Origin of the sequence: Oribacterium sp. HCP3S3_B9 (genome assembly GCF_052064255.1) — a bacterium.
Taxonomy (GTDB): Bacteria; Bacillota; Clostridia; order Lachnospirales; family Lachnospiraceae; genus Oribacterium.
Window position 1 is genome coordinate 1 of the sequence record NZ_JBQHVY010000022.1, and the last position, 17,154, is coordinate 17,154.

Annotated in this window: 15 protein-coding genes; all 15 read left to right on the forward strand. The window is 49.7% G+C overall.

The window, feature by feature from the left end; translation table 11 throughout:
- Positions 1–116: 116 nt before the first annotated feature.
- The 15 genes from ACTNC3_RS10020 (at position 117) to ACTNC3_RS10090 (ending at position 17,092) form a co-directional block, all read left to right on the forward strand.
- Positions 117–1,661, forward strand: a complete 1,545-nt coding sequence (locus tag ACTNC3_RS10020) for an isopeptide-forming domain-containing fimbrial protein (RefSeq protein ID WP_441227341.1) — start codon at positions 117–119, stop codon at positions 1,659–1,661.
- Between the two features lie 152 nt (positions 1,662–1,813).
- Positions 1,814–2,701, forward strand: a complete 888-nt coding sequence (locus ACTNC3_RS10025; RefSeq protein WP_441227342.1) for a class C sortase — start codon at positions 1,814–1,816, stop codon at positions 2,699–2,701.
- Between the two features lie 10 nt (positions 2,702–2,711).
- Positions 2,712–3,920, forward strand: a complete 1,209-nt coding sequence (locus ACTNC3_RS10030) for a Spy0128 family protein (protein WP_441227343.1) — start codon at positions 2,712–2,714, stop codon at positions 3,918–3,920.
- Between the two features lie 35 nt (positions 3,921–3,955).
- Positions 3,956–4,102, forward strand: coding sequence for a hypothetical protein (locus tag ACTNC3_RS10035; protein WP_441227344.1), 147 nt, complete (start codon positions 3,956–3,958; stop codon positions 4,100–4,102).
- Positions 4,103–4,328: 226 nt separating this feature from the next.
- Positions 4,329–5,282 carry an aldose 1-epimerase family protein gene (locus ACTNC3_RS10040; RefSeq protein WP_441227345.1) on the forward strand — a complete coding sequence of 318 codons (954 nt, stop codon included), beginning with the start codon at positions 4,329–4,331 and terminating at the stop codon, positions 5,280–5,282.
- Positions 5,279–6,463 (forward strand): alanine racemase, encoded by a 1,185-nt coding sequence (alr, locus tag ACTNC3_RS10045; RefSeq protein WP_441227346.1) that lies wholly within the window; start codon positions 5,279–5,281, stop codon positions 6,461–6,463. The genes ACTNC3_RS10040 and alr overlap by 4 nt, the downstream gene beginning before the upstream one ends.
- A 456-nt stretch (positions 6,464–6,919) precedes the next feature.
- Positions 6,920–8,137 (forward strand): ABC transporter substrate-binding protein, encoded by a 1,218-nt coding sequence (locus ACTNC3_RS10050; RefSeq protein ID WP_441227347.1) that lies wholly within the window; start codon positions 6,920–6,922, stop codon positions 8,135–8,137.
- 86 nt (positions 8,138–8,223) lie between these two features.
- A complete protein-coding gene (locus tag ACTNC3_RS10055) occupies positions 8,224–9,102 on the forward strand; it encodes a branched-chain amino acid ABC transporter permease (RefSeq protein ID WP_410042238.1) in 879 nt (292 codons plus the stop codon).
- A 29-nt stretch (positions 9,103–9,131) separates the two neighbouring features.
- On the forward strand, positions 9,132–10,157 hold the full coding sequence (locus ACTNC3_RS10060) for a branched-chain amino acid ABC transporter permease (protein ID WP_410042239.1): 1,026 nt from the start codon (positions 9,132–9,134) through the stop codon (positions 10,155–10,157).
- 30 nt (positions 10,158–10,187) lie between these two features.
- On the forward strand, positions 10,188–10,976 hold the full coding sequence (locus tag ACTNC3_RS10065; RefSeq protein ID WP_410042240.1) for an ABC transporter ATP-binding protein: 789 nt from the start codon (positions 10,188–10,190) through the stop codon (positions 10,974–10,976).
- Positions 10,963–11,670, forward strand: a complete 708-nt coding sequence (locus ACTNC3_RS10070) for an ABC transporter ATP-binding protein (RefSeq protein ID WP_410042594.1) — start codon at positions 10,963–10,965, stop codon at positions 11,668–11,670. Before ACTNC3_RS10065 ends, ACTNC3_RS10070 begins: the two co-directional genes overlap by 14 nt.
- Before the next feature lie 27 nt (positions 11,671–11,697).
- Positions 11,698–12,687, forward strand: a complete 990-nt coding sequence (dhaK, locus tag ACTNC3_RS10075) for a dihydroxyacetone kinase subunit DhaK (protein ID WP_441227348.1) — start codon at positions 11,698–11,700, stop codon at positions 12,685–12,687.
- Positions 12,688–12,702: 15 nt separating this feature from the next.
- The gene (gene dhaL, locus ACTNC3_RS10080) at positions 12,703–13,350 is read left to right on the forward strand and encodes a dihydroxyacetone kinase subunit DhaL (RefSeq protein WP_410042242.1); all 648 of its coding nucleotides are present in this window, start codon (positions 12,703–12,705) and stop codon (positions 13,348–13,350) included.
- Positions 13,351–13,370: 20 nt separating this feature from the next.
- Complete coding sequence (locus ACTNC3_RS10085) at positions 13,371–15,389, forward strand: uroporphyrinogen decarboxylase family protein (protein WP_410042243.1); 2,019 nt, start codon at positions 13,371–13,373, stop codon at positions 15,387–15,389.
- A gap of 74 nt (positions 15,390–15,463) precedes the next feature.
- Positions 15,464–17,092 carry a GAF domain-containing protein gene (locus tag ACTNC3_RS10090; protein WP_410042244.1) on the forward strand — a complete coding sequence of 543 codons (1,629 nt, stop codon included), beginning with the start codon at positions 15,464–15,466 and terminating at the stop codon, positions 17,090–17,092.
- Positions 17,093–17,154: the final 62 nt, after the last annotated feature.

The following is a 17,154-nucleotide window of genomic DNA, read 5'->3' on the forward strand; positions in this document are numbered from 1 at the left end:
TAGTCAGAGCTACAGGGGATAATAAAAAGTCCCACAGTATCTGAATGTATTGAACCACAGAATCAAAAAGAAAGGAAAATGTTGATTTAGCTTCTGGAATCATCATACAAGAGATAATGAAAAAGTTCAGAAAATTATTTGCAGTTTTAACAGCCAGCGCACTGGTTGGAGCGATGTCGTTCACAACAATGGCAGCAAGTATTACAATTAAGCATGATAATACTTATGATGGACAGGCAAAACAGAAATATAAGGCGTACAAGATTCTGGATGTAATCAAGGATGATGCTACTAAGGGGAATACTACGGATGCTACAGTAGGAAAGCCTTCATCTGCATCTGGTATTGCATATTCAATTGCCAGCGATAGCAAGTGGTTACCTGTGCTGCAGGATGAAAAGCAGCTTTGGCTCGATTGCAAACCATCTGCAGATGGCACGAGATATGTTGTGACTTTAAAGAAAGGGGTTGAGAGTAACGAAGCTACAGCCAAGGCTATGGCAGCATTTTTTAATGAAAAATGTCCTGAGAATGCAGATGTGATTGAACTTACTGCAGATACGGCTAAAACAGTTGTAGGTGATGGATACTATCTGATCACATCTACACTTGGAACGAATCTGATTCTTGCAACCTCCGACATCGAGATTACAGAAAAGAACGATTACCCGAAGGATGATAAGAAGGTTGAGACCGCATCAATTACGGCAGGCCAGAATGCTACGTATTATATTACAGTGGTCGTTCCAGAGTCCATTGACATCAGCAAAAAGATTACAGTACATGATAAGCTTCCAAATGAACTTAGCTTCAATGATAAGAGTGTGCAGGTATATGCAGCAGATACGACGGACCAGCTGAATGCAAGCACACCGGTTACAACATTAAAGGGCTTAAACTATGGTGAATTAGCTGAAGGTACAACAGTTATTACTGGTTTAGATGATGGCTGTGCATTCCATATCGAAATTGATCCGAAGAATCATAAGGAAAAGTATGTTGGACAGACCCTCGTTTTTAAGTACACCGCTACACTGAAAGATGAAGCAGCTGCTGATACTAGATTTGTAAACAAAGAGTTTTTGACTTATTCTGAGTATAAGACAACTGAAAAAGATGTTCCGGTCATGACGTATGATTTTGGCCTGACAAAGACCTTCGAGGGAAGTGGTGAGAAGGATAGTAATTTAACAGCTACCTTTAAGCTCTATGACGCAAATAACTATACCGAGTTGAAGGCCGGTAGAACTGCAAATGCAATGAAGTTTAAGACGGATGGAACACATTACCATGTTTCTACCAAATCAGATGCAACAGAAAATATCACTGCAGTAGATGACACGGAGCTGAATGTTCGTGGTCTTGGAGCTGGAACCTATTATCTGGTAGAGACAGCTACCGCAAACGGTTATAATGTACTGGATCATGAAATTACCATTACTGTGACAGCAACTTATGATGAGACGACGGGCCATGTTAATGGCGGTAGAGTAAGCATTAAAAATGGAACAGCTGAGTCGAACGATTCTGTTTCTGTAGAGAACGTAAAGGGTCTTCTTCTTCCTTCCACCGGTGGCATGGGTACGGTAGCATTCGCAGTGGTTGGCCTGATCGTGATGGCTGGTGCAGCGGTTACCCTCATCATCAAGAAGAGAGCATAAGAAGTGCAGGTAATCTTTCGAACGACGATCATATCTCTCAAATGTATGATACCGGGTGCTTGACATCCGGGAGTAGCTCAGGAACCAGGTCCCGGTTCCTGGGACTCTCCGGGACGTGAAACATTTCCCGAAACTGAAAGCCGGAGGTTGGAATGAAAAAACGAATTATCGCGACTATACTGATCATTCTGCTGTTTCTGGCTGGATTAGGTATCGTTCTTTATCCGTACGTCAGTGAGTACGTGAACGCGAAGCATGCATCGCGCGTGGTCGTAAACTATGATGATGCGGTGAAGGAGATCACCCCTGAGGACTTCAGTCAGTATTTCGAGGTCGCAGAGGAGTATAACGAAAGACTAAGGCAGAATCCTAACCCGTTTTCGGAAGACAGCCGGACGGAAGGCTATGAGACAGCATTGAACGTGGATGGATCGGGGATGATGGGTTACCTGGAGATCCCGAAAATCAGCGTGAAGCTGCCGTTCTATCATGGCACATCCGGTGCGGTGCTGAACGAGGCGGTGGGACATCTGGAGGGATCCAGTCTTCCGGTCGGCGGCGAGGGCACACATGTGGTGCTGAGCGCGCATCGGGGACTGCCGAGTGCGAAGCTGTTTACGGATCTGCCGGAGCTGGGCGAGGGAGACATTTTCATCCTCACCGTGATGGACCGGAAGATGACGTATCAGGTGGACCAGATTCTGACGGTGCTGCCGACAGAGCTGGAGGCGCTGGAGGTAGAGGATGGACAGGATTATGTTACACTGATGACGTGTACGCCGTATGGCATCAATACTCACCGACTTCTGGTGAGGGGCCACCGGATCGAGAACCTGCCGGAGGAAGAAGTGAAGAGCATTCCGGTCGTTCACGTCGAGCGAGAGCTCACGACACAGGAGAAGATTCAGAAGTACATCCCGTTTGCGGTGATGGGCGTCGCGGTGCTGTTCTTGATCGCGTTGCTGATACCGTCGAAGAAGAAGGATGAGCACAGGAGTAAGGAATCGGGTGAAGCAGATGATGAAAACAAGACGAATTAAAAAATGGCTGATGGGAATCACGACAGTGGCACTTCTCGCGATGCAGACAGTTACAGCCTTTGCGTCTGTCGAGAGCTATAGCCAGACGAAGCTCGGAAGCATCACGATTACGCCGGGTGACCAGGATCATAAGGGCGCAGCGGTCGATGCTGACGAGGCCGGAACCTATACGCTGTACCGTGTCGGTGATGTGGTCGATGGAAGCTCCGTGACAGAGTTCACCCTGGCGAAGGACTTCGCAGGCAGTGGCGTGACGATCGATCGCGAGAGCCTGAACTCGGCGGAGCTGCCGAAGACGCTCGCGAAATACGCAGAGGATCACAGCATCACCGCACTGAAGGATGACATCAAATCGGGCGAGGAGGTCGGCGAGCTCGAGATCGGACTGTATCTCGTGAAGCAGAAGACCGTGCATGTCGCATGGCACAGCTTCAGCCCGTTCCTGGTGATCATGCCGGAGGCCGTCGAGGGTGGTTATGAGTATGAAGTGAAGGCGATGCCGAAGACCTGGAAGCTGTCGACCGCGAAGCTGGATCCACCGGTACGCAAGGTCATCACCGACCAGTACGGCAACAGCATCACGAGTGACGAGAAGTTCGAGTTCGTGATGACGCCGAGTGCCGACGCGCCGATGCCGGAAGGCACTGCAGCAGGCACGCCGAAGACCGTAACGGCGGGCGCAGGTGAGATCGAGTTCGGCGAGATCAGCTACACGACCGTGGGCGGTCCGTATGTATATACCTTTACCGAGAAGGCTGGCAGCAACGCCCGCTGGACCTATGATGATTCCGTCTACACGATGACCGTCAATGTCATCCGGAACGCAGAGGACAAGCTCGAAGCCCAGAAGACCATCACGAAGAACGGTGCGGAAGTGAGCATCGTGGAGTTTAAGAACAGCTACCGGAAGAGCAGCGGCGGTGGCGGAGGATCTTCCTCTGGTGGAGGCCCGAAGGGAGATCCGAGTACGGATCCGAACGGCCCGACCGGAAAGCCGACCGTAGAGCCAGAAGGTGAAGTAGGACGAGTTCTCGGTGCGGTACGTGACAAGCTCGCAGATACGCCGGTTGGCAGAGTCCTCGGCGCATCCCGCAGAGCGAAGACCGGTGATGAGAGCAGCATGCGTACCTATGGCGCTGTATTCGGCGGAGCGGTCGTACTCCTCGCCGCATGGGGTGTAACCTATAAGAAGAAAAAGAGACACACGAACGAAGCGTGATATACGGAAGAAAAGCGTGGTATACGAGGCGTGATATGCGGAAGAAGCGTTATACGCCATCGAAAGAGCGTGGTACGAACGAGACATCACGCGCAGACGAAAAAGAAATGAAGTTGAAGTCAGCCGGGGCAGATGCCTCGGCTGAGTTTTTAGAACATAAATTTTCGATTGGCAATTTCTAAATAATTCCATATTTTCGGTTGGCAATTTCGAAATAATTGCGAATATACGATTGGCAAATTCCAAACTTGATGCTTCGCGGAGTGCGGCAGTGTGTACAGTATGATTAAAACTATGGCTAATTCGCTTACTCTATTTCCTTCTATTAGAGAATAGGATATAGTTATATCGTTAATTATATGACGATTTTGCGGATGCAAGTCGTGTGCGTGAAAAGGAGTGGTGGTGATGATTTATACGCTTAGGAATAGTGAGATGGAAGTGCAGGTGTCGAGTAAGGGCGGCGAGCTCGTGTCGATGAAGGACGCGGATAAAACGGAGTATATCTGGATCGGGGATGCGACGTACTGGAAGCGGCATGCGCCGCAGCTGTTCCCGTGCATCGGGCGGCTCACGAATAATCAGTATCGGATGGACGGCGCGCTGCATGAGATGGGTCAGCATGGCTTTCTGCGGGATTACGAGCTCACGAAGGTGGAGAGCGAGGAGCAGGCAGGAGCCGAAACGGTAAGAGATGCAGCAGGTCAGGCTGGCGCTGAGGCAGAGACGGTGACTTCCCTGCATCTGCAGCTTCAGTCGGATACGTCGACGCGGCAGCTCTATGACCGCGACTGGACCGTGGATATCTTCTATAGCTTATGTGGAAAAACGCTGATCGTGAAGTTCCAGGTGCGGAACCGCGATGTGCGCACGATGCGTTTCGGCTACGGCATCCACCCGGGCTTCAACGTGCCGCTGAACCCGGCGCTCCGTTTCGAGGACTACCGGCTCGACTTCCATGAGGTATCGACCCCGAAGCAGATGGAGCTCACGGAGCGCTATACGATCAGCGGGGGCATGCATGACTATGCGCTGGCGGAAGGACGCTATCTGCCGCTGCAGCATAGCCTGTTTGACCACGATGCGATCATCCTGAAGGATATGCCGCATACCGTCACCCTGGGCTCGCAGAAGGACGAGAAGAAGGTCACCGTGACCTTCCCGGACATGCCGTACCTCGGCATCTGGCACGCACCGGAAACCGACGCTCCGTTCGTCTGCATCGAACCATGGTCGTCCCTCCCGTCGACGGACAGCGTCATCGACGAATTCGAAACGAAACCGGACTTCATCACCGTGGAGCCGGAGGAGACCTATACGAACAGCTGGTCGATCAGCATCGAAGGAGGCTGCATGCGATGAAATCTACAGATATGACGTCAACACTTCGGAGGACCTGGGCGGAGATCGATCTCGATGCCCTGAGCCACAACTATCATACGATCCGGGACTATATCGGGCGTGATCGGAAATTTCTCGGTGTGGTGAAGGCCGACGCCTACGGGCATGGCTCGGTACATATCGCAAAGAAACTGCAGGAGCTCGGCGCGGATTACCTCGCGGTCTCCAGCATTGACGAAGCGATGGAGCTCCGGTTTCACGGCATCACGATGCCGATTCTGATTCTCGGGCACACGCCGAAGGAGCAGGTCGACCGGCTGATCTGTTTCAACATCACGCAGGCCGTGACCTGTGAGGCGAAGGCGCATGAATACAGTGCGGAGGCGGTGAAGTACGGCGGAACGCTGAAGATCCATATCAAGGTGGATACCGGCATGTCACGACTCGGCTACATCTGTGACGGCGATTATTTCCAGCATGGCGTCGACGGGATCGTGGAGGCGTGCCGGCTGCCGGGCCTCGAGGCGGAGGGGATCTTCACGCATTTCGCAGTGGCCGACGAGCCGGGCGAGGACTGCCGGGCGTACACCGAGCATCAGTTTAAGCTTTTCACGGACGTGATCGCAGCTGCCGAGGCGAAGTGGGGGCACCGTTTCCTCCTCCGGCACTGCGCCAACACCGGTGCGACCGTGGATTATCCGGAGACCTGGCTCGATATGGTGCGCCCGGGCCTCCTGCTGTACGGCTATGGCGAGTTCGCGCAGAAGCTCGGCCTCCGGCCCCTCATGTCACTGAAGACGACGGTCAGCACGATTAAAATCTATCCGGCCGGTACGCATATCAGCTACGGCGGCATCTACACGACCACGAAAAAGGAGCGCATCGGCGTCGTGCCGTATGGCTATGCCGACGGCTTCTTCCGTGTACTGTCGAACCGCTGCAGCCTGATGACCGTCGATGGTCCGGCCGCTCAGCGTGGCAAGATCTGCATGGATATGTGCATGATCGATCTTACGGATAAGACCAATGTTGACGTCGGAAGTGTCGTGGAGATCTTCGGCACACAGCAGCCGGTCGAGAAGCTCGCGGAGCTCGCCGGCACCATCCCGTACGAGCTCATCTGCGCGGTCAGCAAGCGCGTACCACGCTACTACCTGGAGGGCGGTGACGTCGTCGCAAAGGAACTTCTGCTCAGGATGTAAGTGTGGATAGTGGCATAATATACGAATGAAAGGCAGACATAAATTATGCTTGACAATGAATGTTGACTTTAGTATAAAAATAATAAAAATAAGGTTATTGATAACAGCACTGATATTAGTAGCCTTATATAAATTATAACTAGGTGGCAAAGCCGTCATGTTCCTGAAACAGGGATGTGATGGTTTTTTTTATTATGAAAGGAGCGCATGCTAGGTAAAATCAAAAGAATTCTAAAGTGCACGGTTCACCGCTTGTCTCAAAATGACACATCTATCTAAAAAAGCTTTGTAATAATGCAATAAGATGTACAAATAAAACAAATGATCGCCATGTAGAAACGGCAAAAATAAGTATAATGCACAAAATGCATTGACTCTGCTGATGAAAAAAAGTAATATTACATCACAAGCGAAAAGGTGAACAGGGAAAGTTCACGAAATCAGGAGGAAACAGATATGAAGAAAAGACATATTGCACTTTCATTAACACTCGCTGCAGCGATGGCGCTGACGACAGCGTGCTCCGGCGGTTCCGGTAAGGCTCCGGAAACCACAGCAGCGAAGAAGGAAGAGGCAGCGACTTCTGCAGCAGCAGAGGGTGGCAGCGGTAATCTGGACACATCGAATCCGATTACCATCGCAGTTGCAGGACCGATGACCGGTGACAACTCAGAGTACGGCATCGGATTCGCAAACGCAGCCAAGTTAATGGCAGAGAAGTGGAACACGGACGGCGGATGCCTGGGCAGAGAGGTACAGATCGTTGAGTACGATGATAAGAATACTTCTGAGGAAGCAACCACCATCGCACAGAAGATCGTATCGGATAAGGACAACATCGCCGGCGTCATCGGACATTTCGCTTCTGGCGTATGTATGACCGCAGCGCCGATCTACCAGGAAAACGGTGTGATCGAGATTTCCCCATCTTCCTCTCATCCGGACTATTCTTCCATCGGTGACTATATCTTCAGAAACAACACCGTTATTTCCAAGGAGGGTGGTGCGAGTGTAGATATCGCAGTTAACGACCTCGGCAAGAAGAAGATTGGTATCATCTCCATCATGACCGACTGGGGAACCAATACCTCGAAGATCATCACCGACATCATCGACGGTATGAGCGATAAGGGCGTTTCTGTCGTAGCACATGAGGAAGTGATGGAAGGCTCCGATGACTATTCTGCAGCAATCGCAAAGCTGAACGAGGCAGGGGCAGAGGCTGTTATCTGCTGTGGTATGTATAACCTCGTAGCACCAGTTGCAAAGCAGTACAAGCAGGTGAATCCGGATGTTGCCATCATCGCATTCTCTAACGCCTACAGCCAGCAGCTCCTGGAGCTTGGTGGAAGCGCCGTAAACGGTGTATGCTTCCCGGTTATCTTCTTTGCAGATTCTGATGATCCTGAGGTTAAGTCATATGTACAGCAGTATACCGATGTGTACGGCAGCGCACCATCTGCACTGACCTCTCAGGCATATGATTCTGTAGGCATGCTGCTGACCGCAATCGAAGCTGCAGGCACTACGGAGTCCGATAAGGTGAAGGATGCGCTTTACAACGTGGATTATCCAGGCGTTACCGGTCAGACCAAGTTTGACGCAACGGGTGATGTAGATAAGGCATTCGTAAAGGTAACCATCGAAGATGGCAAGTTCGTTAAAATGAAATAAGCAAACTTAAAAATTTATGTAAGTACATCTGAGAGAGCCGGAAAGCGTGCTTTCCGGCTCTCACTATATCTTCGAAAGGAGCCTCAATGCTTGTTCAACAGGTTTTTAATGGTTTAGCCCTGGGCATGGGATATGCGTTAATAGCGGTCGGTTATTCGCTGATATTCGGAATCCTTCGACTGGTCAATTTCTCACATGGTTCCATTTACGCGTTTGGCGCGGAAATCGCCATGGTATTCATCGTAAGTATGAAATTCGGCATCGTACCAGGGATTCTCTTAAGTATGTTCGTAACCGGTGCGTTAGGTATCATGATCGATAAGATCGCACTGGAGCCGCTTCGTAAAAAGGGCTCACCGCCAATCGCATCTCTGATTACGACCATCGGTATTTCCAACATCATCACCAACCTCCTGATTGTTTTTCTCGGTTCAGAGAAAAGAAACTTCCCGAACATCTTCGGTTACGGCATGATCAAGATCGGTTCTATTTCCATCACACTGACACAGATCATGATGTGCGTGGTGTCGGTCGTGCTGATGCTGATCCTCGTATTCATCGTATTTAAAACCAAGATCGGTCTTGCGATGAGAGCCAGTCAGCAGAATGCAAAGGCCGCAAAGATGATGGGCATCGATGTAAACTTTGTCATCAGCTTTACATTCTTCCTCGCAGGTGTATCTGCAACACTCGCCGGTGCGCTGGTTGGCGGTTATTACGAAATCGTTTATCCGAACATGGGATTCATGGCCGGCTTAAAGGCCTTTGCAGCGGCCGTTCTCGGCGGTATCGGAAGTCTTCCGGGCGCGATCCTGGGCGGTTTGATTATCGGTGTTTCCGAGTGTATGGCGGTTGCCTTCTTCGGCTCTACCTACCGCGATTCTGTAGCATTTATCATTTTGATCCTGGTGCTGATCATTCGTCCGAACGGTCTGTTTGGTAAGAAGGGCATCACCAAGGTATAAGACACCGTAACGATACTTGGAGGATAAAGATGAAAAAAGATAATAGTACACTGCTTTCTTCGTTCGAACAGTTTACAGCGAAGAACGCAAAGATCCTTTGGGGCGTTCTGGCTGTTCTTCTGATTGCACTGCCGTTCGTGGCAAAGAACCAGTATTTTCTGACGGTCGTTGCAAAAATCGGATGTTACGCGATCCTTGGACTGGGTCTCAATATCCTGACCGGCTATACCGGTCTGGTATCGCTGGGGCATGCAGGCTTCGTCGCCATCGGAGCTTACACAGCATCACTTTTAGCTGTCACCCTGGGATGGTCCTTTTTCCCAGCGATGATCATCGGAATGCTGGTGGCTGCCGTCATCGGCGTGCTGGTAGGACTGCCTACATTACGTGTAACCGGAACGTACCTTTCCATCATCACCCTGGGATTTGGTGAGATCGTCAAGATGGTTCTGATGAACTGGCAGAGTGTAACGAATGGTACACTCGGCGTAAAAAATATCCCGAAGCCACAGATCTTCGGCATGAAGCTGACGGTGGCAAACAATGGTATGTATTTCCTGATTCTGATCATGATCGTGCTGATCGCTCTGTTCTGCAGAGCACTGATCCAGTCGAAGACCGGAAGAGCGCTCAGAGCTATCAAAACCGATGAGATGGCCAGCACCATGATGGGAATCAATATCACAAAATATAAGATCCTGGCATTTGTTATTTCGGCCATGATCTGCGCACTGGGCGGAGCATTGTATTCTTCCCTGATCGGTTATATCGATCCGAATACATTTAACTTTGATGTTTCAACCCTGATTTTAAGTATCGTTATTTTAGGCGGTATGGGAACTCTCAGAGGCATGTTTGTAGGAGCAATCGTTCTGGTTGCTTTCCCGGAGATTTCCAGAAGCCTTATGAAATACCGCTTCGTTCTCTATGGCGTCATCCTGGTTCTGATGATGCGTTTCCGTCCAGAAGGATTACTGGGATGGAAATCGACCTTACCTTATAAATTATCTCAGAAGGTGCAGGCGAAGATGAACGGTGAAGAGGCAAACGTGTAATAGAACGAGTTGGGAACGGATGGAGGCACAATGGCTAGAGAAGATTTGTTATTAGAGGTCAAGGGAATAACGAAACGATTCGGTGGCATTGTTGCGGTGGAAAATGTCAGCTTCAAGGTTCACGAGGGTGAGGTCATCAGTATTATCGGACCGAACGGAGCAGGAAAAACGACCGTATTCAACATGCTGACCGGAGTTTATAAAGTAGATGAGGGTACCATCAAGTTTAAGGGTGAAGAAATCCAGAGCATAAACCCGAGAGATATCGTAAAAAAAGGTATCTCAAGAACATTCCAGAATATCCGCCTTTTCTCGGATATGCGGGTAATCGAAAATGTACTTGTTGGTGCACATATCAAAACAAAATATGACTTTGCTTCTTCTATTTTCAGAACAAAGAAATTCAGAGAAGAGGAAGATGCAATTACCTATGATGCACTGAAGGTTCTGAAGGAAGTAGGCCTTTACGACCGGAAGGATGATTATGCATCGAACCTTCCTTACGGCGATCAGAGAAAGCTGGAGATCGCCCGTGCAATCGCTACCGGTGCAAAGCTGATTCTGCTTGATGAGCCGGCAGCAGGCATGAACCCGCAGGAGTCGCACGAACTGATGGAGTTCATCCGACTTTTAAAGAAGCAGGGTTACACTGTTCTTATGATCGAGCATGATATGAGTGTAGTTATGAATATTTCGGACCGTATTTATGTCATCGACCATGGAAAGCCGATCGCGGAAGGACTTCCGGAAGAGATCGCAAAGAATCAGAAGGTTATCGACGTATATCTGGGAGGTTCGAATAATGCTGCTAAAAATTGATGATCTGCACACCAATTACGGCGCGATCCACGCCTTAAAGGGCATCAGCCTGGAAGTAGATGAGGGCGAGATCGTCTGCCTGATCGGCAGTAACGGCGCCGGAAAAACAACGCTTGTAAATTCGATCGTTGGCATCGTCAAGTCGAGCAGCGGTACGATTACATTTGACGGAAAAGATATCACGCATCTACCTGCACATGCAATGACGAAAGCAGGCATCGGTATTTCGCCGGAGGGACGTGAGGTATTCCCGGAGCTTACCGTAGAGGAAAACCTGCGTATCGGTGCGTTCGTTGTGAAGGACGAGAATAAGATCAAGGAATCCTATGAGAGAGTATATAAATTATTCCCACGTCTGAAGGAGCGTATCACACAGCAGGCAGGTACCCTGTCCGGCGGCGAGCAGCAGATGCTGGCGGTAGGACGGGCACTGATGTCAAACCCGAAGATGATTCTGCTGGACGAGCCGTCCTTAGGACTTGCGCCGAACTTCGTAGAGATGATTTTCGACATGATCAAAAAGATCAACGAGCAGGGCGTTACGGTTCTTCTGATCGAGCAGAATGCGAATATGGCACTTCAGGTTTCTCAGAGAGCGTATGTACTGGAAAACGGTCTCGTAAGTATGTCTGGCAAGGCCAGCGACATTGCAAATGATCCGATGGTAAAGAAAGCTTATCTCGGTATGGCATAAGGCAAAAATCAGGAAAGGATGTATGTTATGAAAAAGATTATTAACAATCCGACAGACGTAGTAAGTGAGGCTCTGATGGGCATGCAGGCAGCGTACCCGGATAAGCTGGTGTACACACCGAAGATGGAAGTCATCAGCAGAAAAGAAAAGAAGACCGACAAGGTTGCGGTGATCTCCGGCGGTGGCGCAGGTCATGAACCACTGCACGCAGGTTTCGTAGGAAAGGGTATGCTGGATGCGGCCATTTCCGGTAACGTCTTCTCTTCACCAAGTCCAGACCGTATCGGAAGCGCGATCGAGCAGGTTTCCTGTGGTAAGGGTGTACTGATGGTCATCAAGAACTATTCCGGTGATATCATGAACTTCGGTCTTTCCGCAGACCTCGCAGAAATGGATGATATCGAGGTGGCACAGGTCGTTGTAAAGGACGATGTGGCTGTTCCGGACAGAGAAGAGGGAACCGGAAGAAGAGGCATCGCTGGTACTGTATTCGTACATAAGATCGCAGGTGCAAAGGCAGAGCAGGGCGCAAGTCTCGCAGAAGTCAAGGAAGCAGCGGAGAAGGCGGTGCGCAATATCCGTACCATGGGTGTGGCCATGACGCCGTGCACCCTTCCGGCCGTCGGCAAGCCTGGTTTCCAGATTGCAGACGATGAGATCGAGATCGGTATGGGTATCCATGGAGAGCAGGGTGTTGAGACGACCAAGATCAAGACTGCAAAGGAAATCGCAGAGATTCTGGTTGGCCGCATTCTGGCGGATTATGATTACACAGGGAGCGAGGTAGCTGTATTAGTGAACGGCCTCGGTGGAACGCCGCTGATGGAGCTTTACATCCTGAATATGGAAGTACAGAAGCTTCTGAAGGAAAAGGGCATCAAGGCCTACCGTACCTTCGTAGGAAACTACTGCACCGCCATCGATATGACGGGTGCATCGGTTACCCTGATGAAGCTGGATGATGAACTGAAGGAACTGCTGGATGCTCCGTGTGACACGCCGGCACTTAAGATCTGATGGAGGAAATAAATCATGTTTACGTTAACTGCAAAAGATTATACAGAGTATATTAAGCTGGCCTATGAGCTGATCCATTCAAAGGGTGACTATATTACCGGGCTGGACAGCATTACCGGTGATGGTGATCACTGGACCAACATCAACATGGGCTTTGAGAACCTGGTAAAGAACATCGATCGTCTGGAAGTCATGGAGCTTTCGGATGAGTTCAAGGAGATCGGTAAGATCATGATGTCAGTTATCGGCGGTTCTTCCGGCGTTCTGTACGGCAGTGCTTACATCGCTGCGGCGAAGGCATTAAAGGGTGTGGAGGTTCTTCATGATGCAGAGCTGTGCACCGTATTAAAGGCGATGCTGGATGCCATCGTAGCAAGAGGCCAGGCAAAGGAAGGCTACAAGACCATGATCGACTCCTTGGCACCAGCAGTGAAGACCTACGAGGAGTGCCTCGCAAACGGAACGCCGTCTGCAGAGTTATGTGCACTTGTAAAGAAGGCTGCTGAAGACGGCGCAGAGAATACCAAGAATATGGAAGCTATCCGAGGCCGCGCAAGCTATCAGGCAAACCGCGGACTGGGCAATCTGGATCCGGGCGCAGTTACGATGTCCTACCAGATCGCTACACTGATGGATTACGCAGCTGGAAAAATCACAGAATAAGAAAATAAGGAGTCGCATCTATGAGCGAGAATAAACGGCAGCTTCTGAAAGATGCCATGGACAATAAAGAGACATACCGTATTCCGATGGGATTCTGGCATCACTTTGTACTCGGGAAAGATCAGTTCCAGGGACTGGAGCATCCAGAGATTCTTGAAAAGATCGTAGAAGGCCACAAGCGCTATTTTGAGACGATCGAGCCGGATATGATGAAGCTCATGAACGAGGGCTTCATGGGATATCCGCCAGTGATGAACAACCATCTGGAAACAGCGGAAGATCTTCTGGCCATCAAGAGCATCGGACCGGATCATCCGTGGATTACGGAGCAGGTGAAGCATGTGCGCCGCCTGGTCGACATGTTCGGCGATAAGGTCATGACCTTCTACAACGTGTTCGCTCCGCTTCAGGTCATCCGAATCCGCCTGGACTTTTATGATCTGAAATATGACCGCTTTGTATACCTCGCAGAGCACTTCCCGGAGGAACTTCATCAGGCCGGCATGGAGATTCAGAAAGACCTGGAGATCCTGGTGACGAAGCTTCTGACGGAGACAAAGCTTGACGGAATTTACTACTGCGTACAGAATGTACAGAGCAGTATGTATGACCGTGAGACCTATGACCGTCTGATCCGCCCGACCGAGACCCGTGTGCTGGAGACCGCAAACAAGCTGAGTGATTACAATATCCTCCACATCTGCGGATACGCGCATCACACAAACAACCTGAGCTGGTATCAGGATTATGAGGCAAAGGCATATAACTGGGCGACCTTTACCGAGGGTATCAGCATCGAGGAAGGCCGTAAGCTGTTCCCAGGCAAGTGCGTGCTGGGCGGCTTTGACAACAACCCGGATACCCTGATCGACAGAGGCACCGAGGAAGAGGTCTGCAGATTTGTAAATCAGCTCATCCGGGAAAACGGACATCGTGGCTACATCATGGGTGCGGACTGTTCGATTCCGAATAATATCAATGATGGAAGAATTCACTGGATTTCAAGGCAGGTGAAGGAAAAGGAGAATTGTATGACAGACGATAGAAAAGCGGTTTTTGAGGCATTTTTAAAGAACGAAACGGAAGATCGAGTACCGGCAGCCTTTTGGCATCACTTCGTATCTTTCCATAACCATTACAGCGGTGCGGATCCGGACATCTACAACACCGTCGTAACGGAGCAGAAGAAGTACATCGACGAGGTAAAGCCGGACTTCTTAAAGATCATGTCCGATGGTTTCTTCGGCCATCCATCTGTCTGCCGCAAGACCATCACTTCGGTGGAGGATCTGGATAAGGTGGAGTCTGTGGGAGCAGATCATCCGTGGATCACAAAGCAGGTTGAGTATGTGAAGGAGATCTGCGAGTATGCAGGAGATGATATTTATAAGTATTACAACCTTTTCTCCCCGCTTCAGTACATCCGTCTTCGTTTCGAGGAGTATGACGAGGACTTCAAGAAGTTCGTCAGACTGTTCCACGAGAGCCCGGAGGTGATGGAGAAGGCGGCGAGATGCATCGCAGAGGACACCAAGATCCTCGTGAAGAAGCTGTTCGAGGAGACCTCCATCGACGGTATTTACTACAGTGTACAGTGTGTACAGGATAAGATGCTGACACACGATGGTCATAAGAAGCTGGTAGAGCCACTGGACCTGGATGTATTAAACTATATCAACCAGTTTGCAGATAATACCATCCTTCATATCTGCGGATATGGAAAATATACCAACCACTTAAGCTGGTATAAGGACTATCCGGTTGCTGCGTACAACTGGGCGGTATATTCTGAGGGAATCAGCCTCGGCGAAGGAAAGAAGATCCTCGGTGACAAGCCGGTCATCGGTGGTTTCGACAATGCGGAGGGAAGCATCCTCTATACTGGAACAGAGGAAGAGTTAAGAGCGGAAATCAGGAAGATTCTCGATGAGGCAGGAACAAAGGGCGTTGCCATCGGCGCGGACTGCACCATCGCTTCGGATATTGCGCCAGAGAGATTAGAGCTGATTCGTCAGATTACGGCGGAGTACACAAAATAACAACATGAGATGAGGAAGGTCCGGGAAAGCCACTGAGTGGCTTTCCCGGGCTTACCTGTATTACGGAGAATGAAATGAAGTTTAAGGGTGAGCATAAGACAGAATTTGATGATTTCGCACGGACCATCTCAGATGTGCTGGAAACCGATGTCATCATCACCGACGCAGACATGAATGTCATCGGTAGCGCGTTCCAGTATTTTTCCCTGTATCAGGATATCAAAATCGGTTCGCTGATCGCGGAGGTTTTTTATGATAATAAGGATCTGCTGATCGAACGGAAGAAAGATAAAGAAAGCTGCCGACAGTGTACGGAATATCATAACTGCAAGATGGAATCCTTTGTGGGCGTGCCGATTCGCCTCGATAACCGGACCATCGGTGTCATCGCCCTGATTCTTCCGAAAGACACAGGAAAAGCGCTGTTTAAAAAGATTACATCCACGGTTACCTTCATGCACAGCATGGCCGATCTGATCGCCTCCAAGATTACGGACAGCCAGTACTCCAGGATCATAGAAGAGAAAAATGACGAGTTGAAAAGTATCCTCGATGCCAATGATACGGCGCTGGTGTACACGGATTATTATGGAAATATTCTGTTTGCAAACGAGGCTTTTCGAAAGCAGTTCTGGATCACGGAGCCGCTTCTGGGAAAACGGATCCAGGAGTTGTTTCCGTATGAGTCGATTCAGGAAACGTTCCGGACACCGGAGCGAAAAGGCCAGATGGTGAAAGCGGCCATTCAGCGAAACCATTTCTATGGAATCATCAACGTCAAACCGACGTTTGAGCATAAGCACGGCGCGACCATGCTGTTTACCTTTCGTAAATACAGTGAGATTCAGAAGGAGTCAGTGCAGTTTGCCAATGGAAGCTACATCACCTTCGATTTTCTCGAAAACATCTGCGATGCGGATCTGTTGAAACAGGCTAGGAACTATGCACTGGAAAATCACGACACCATTCTGATCAATACCGATGACATGGAGATCAATGAGCTTCTTGCGAAGGCGATTCACAACGAATCGAGCCGCAAACTGAAGGATATCCTGATCATGCGCAGTTCCAGCATTTACCAGGATTATCTGTCGGATTATCTGTTCGGAGAAGATGGGCTGCTGCAGAATAACAATGAGGGAACGGTCGTCATCCACTATCCAGAGCGAATGCAGCTCTGCTATCAGGAGTATCTCGCGAAACTGATTGCGAATCGGAAAAAGCGGAGGGATCTGGAATCTGTGCGGATCATGTTCTGCACGGATAAAAATCTGGAGGAGCTCTGTCAGACCGGGATGTTCAGCTGGAAACTGTATGAGACCATGAAGGAACATTGCCTGAAGCCGGTACACACGGTTCATACAGACCGTGCGCTGTTTCTGCGCTATGCAAAAAGTATGCTGGATTATTACGGACGTCTCCATGAAAAGGCACGACCTGTGCTGTCGATTGCGCCTGAGGATTATGAACGGCTGATGGGACTGGAGATCAATGAACTGAATACCCAGCTCGAGATGGCTGTTTTGCAGGATGGATTTGTGGCACATTCTGAAGACGAGCGTCCAGACATTTCTTCAAAAGAGTATGAGATGAAAAAGATACGGGAGCTCCTGGAGGCCGGAAAGACGCAGAAAGAAATCTGCAGAAGTCTTTCGATTTCCCGAAGCACCCTGAACCGCCGAATCGCAGAACTGAGGAAATAGCCGGATTTTGATTTTGCAGTGATATCTGTGGTATCATTCTCCTGTCAGTTTATCTTAAGCTG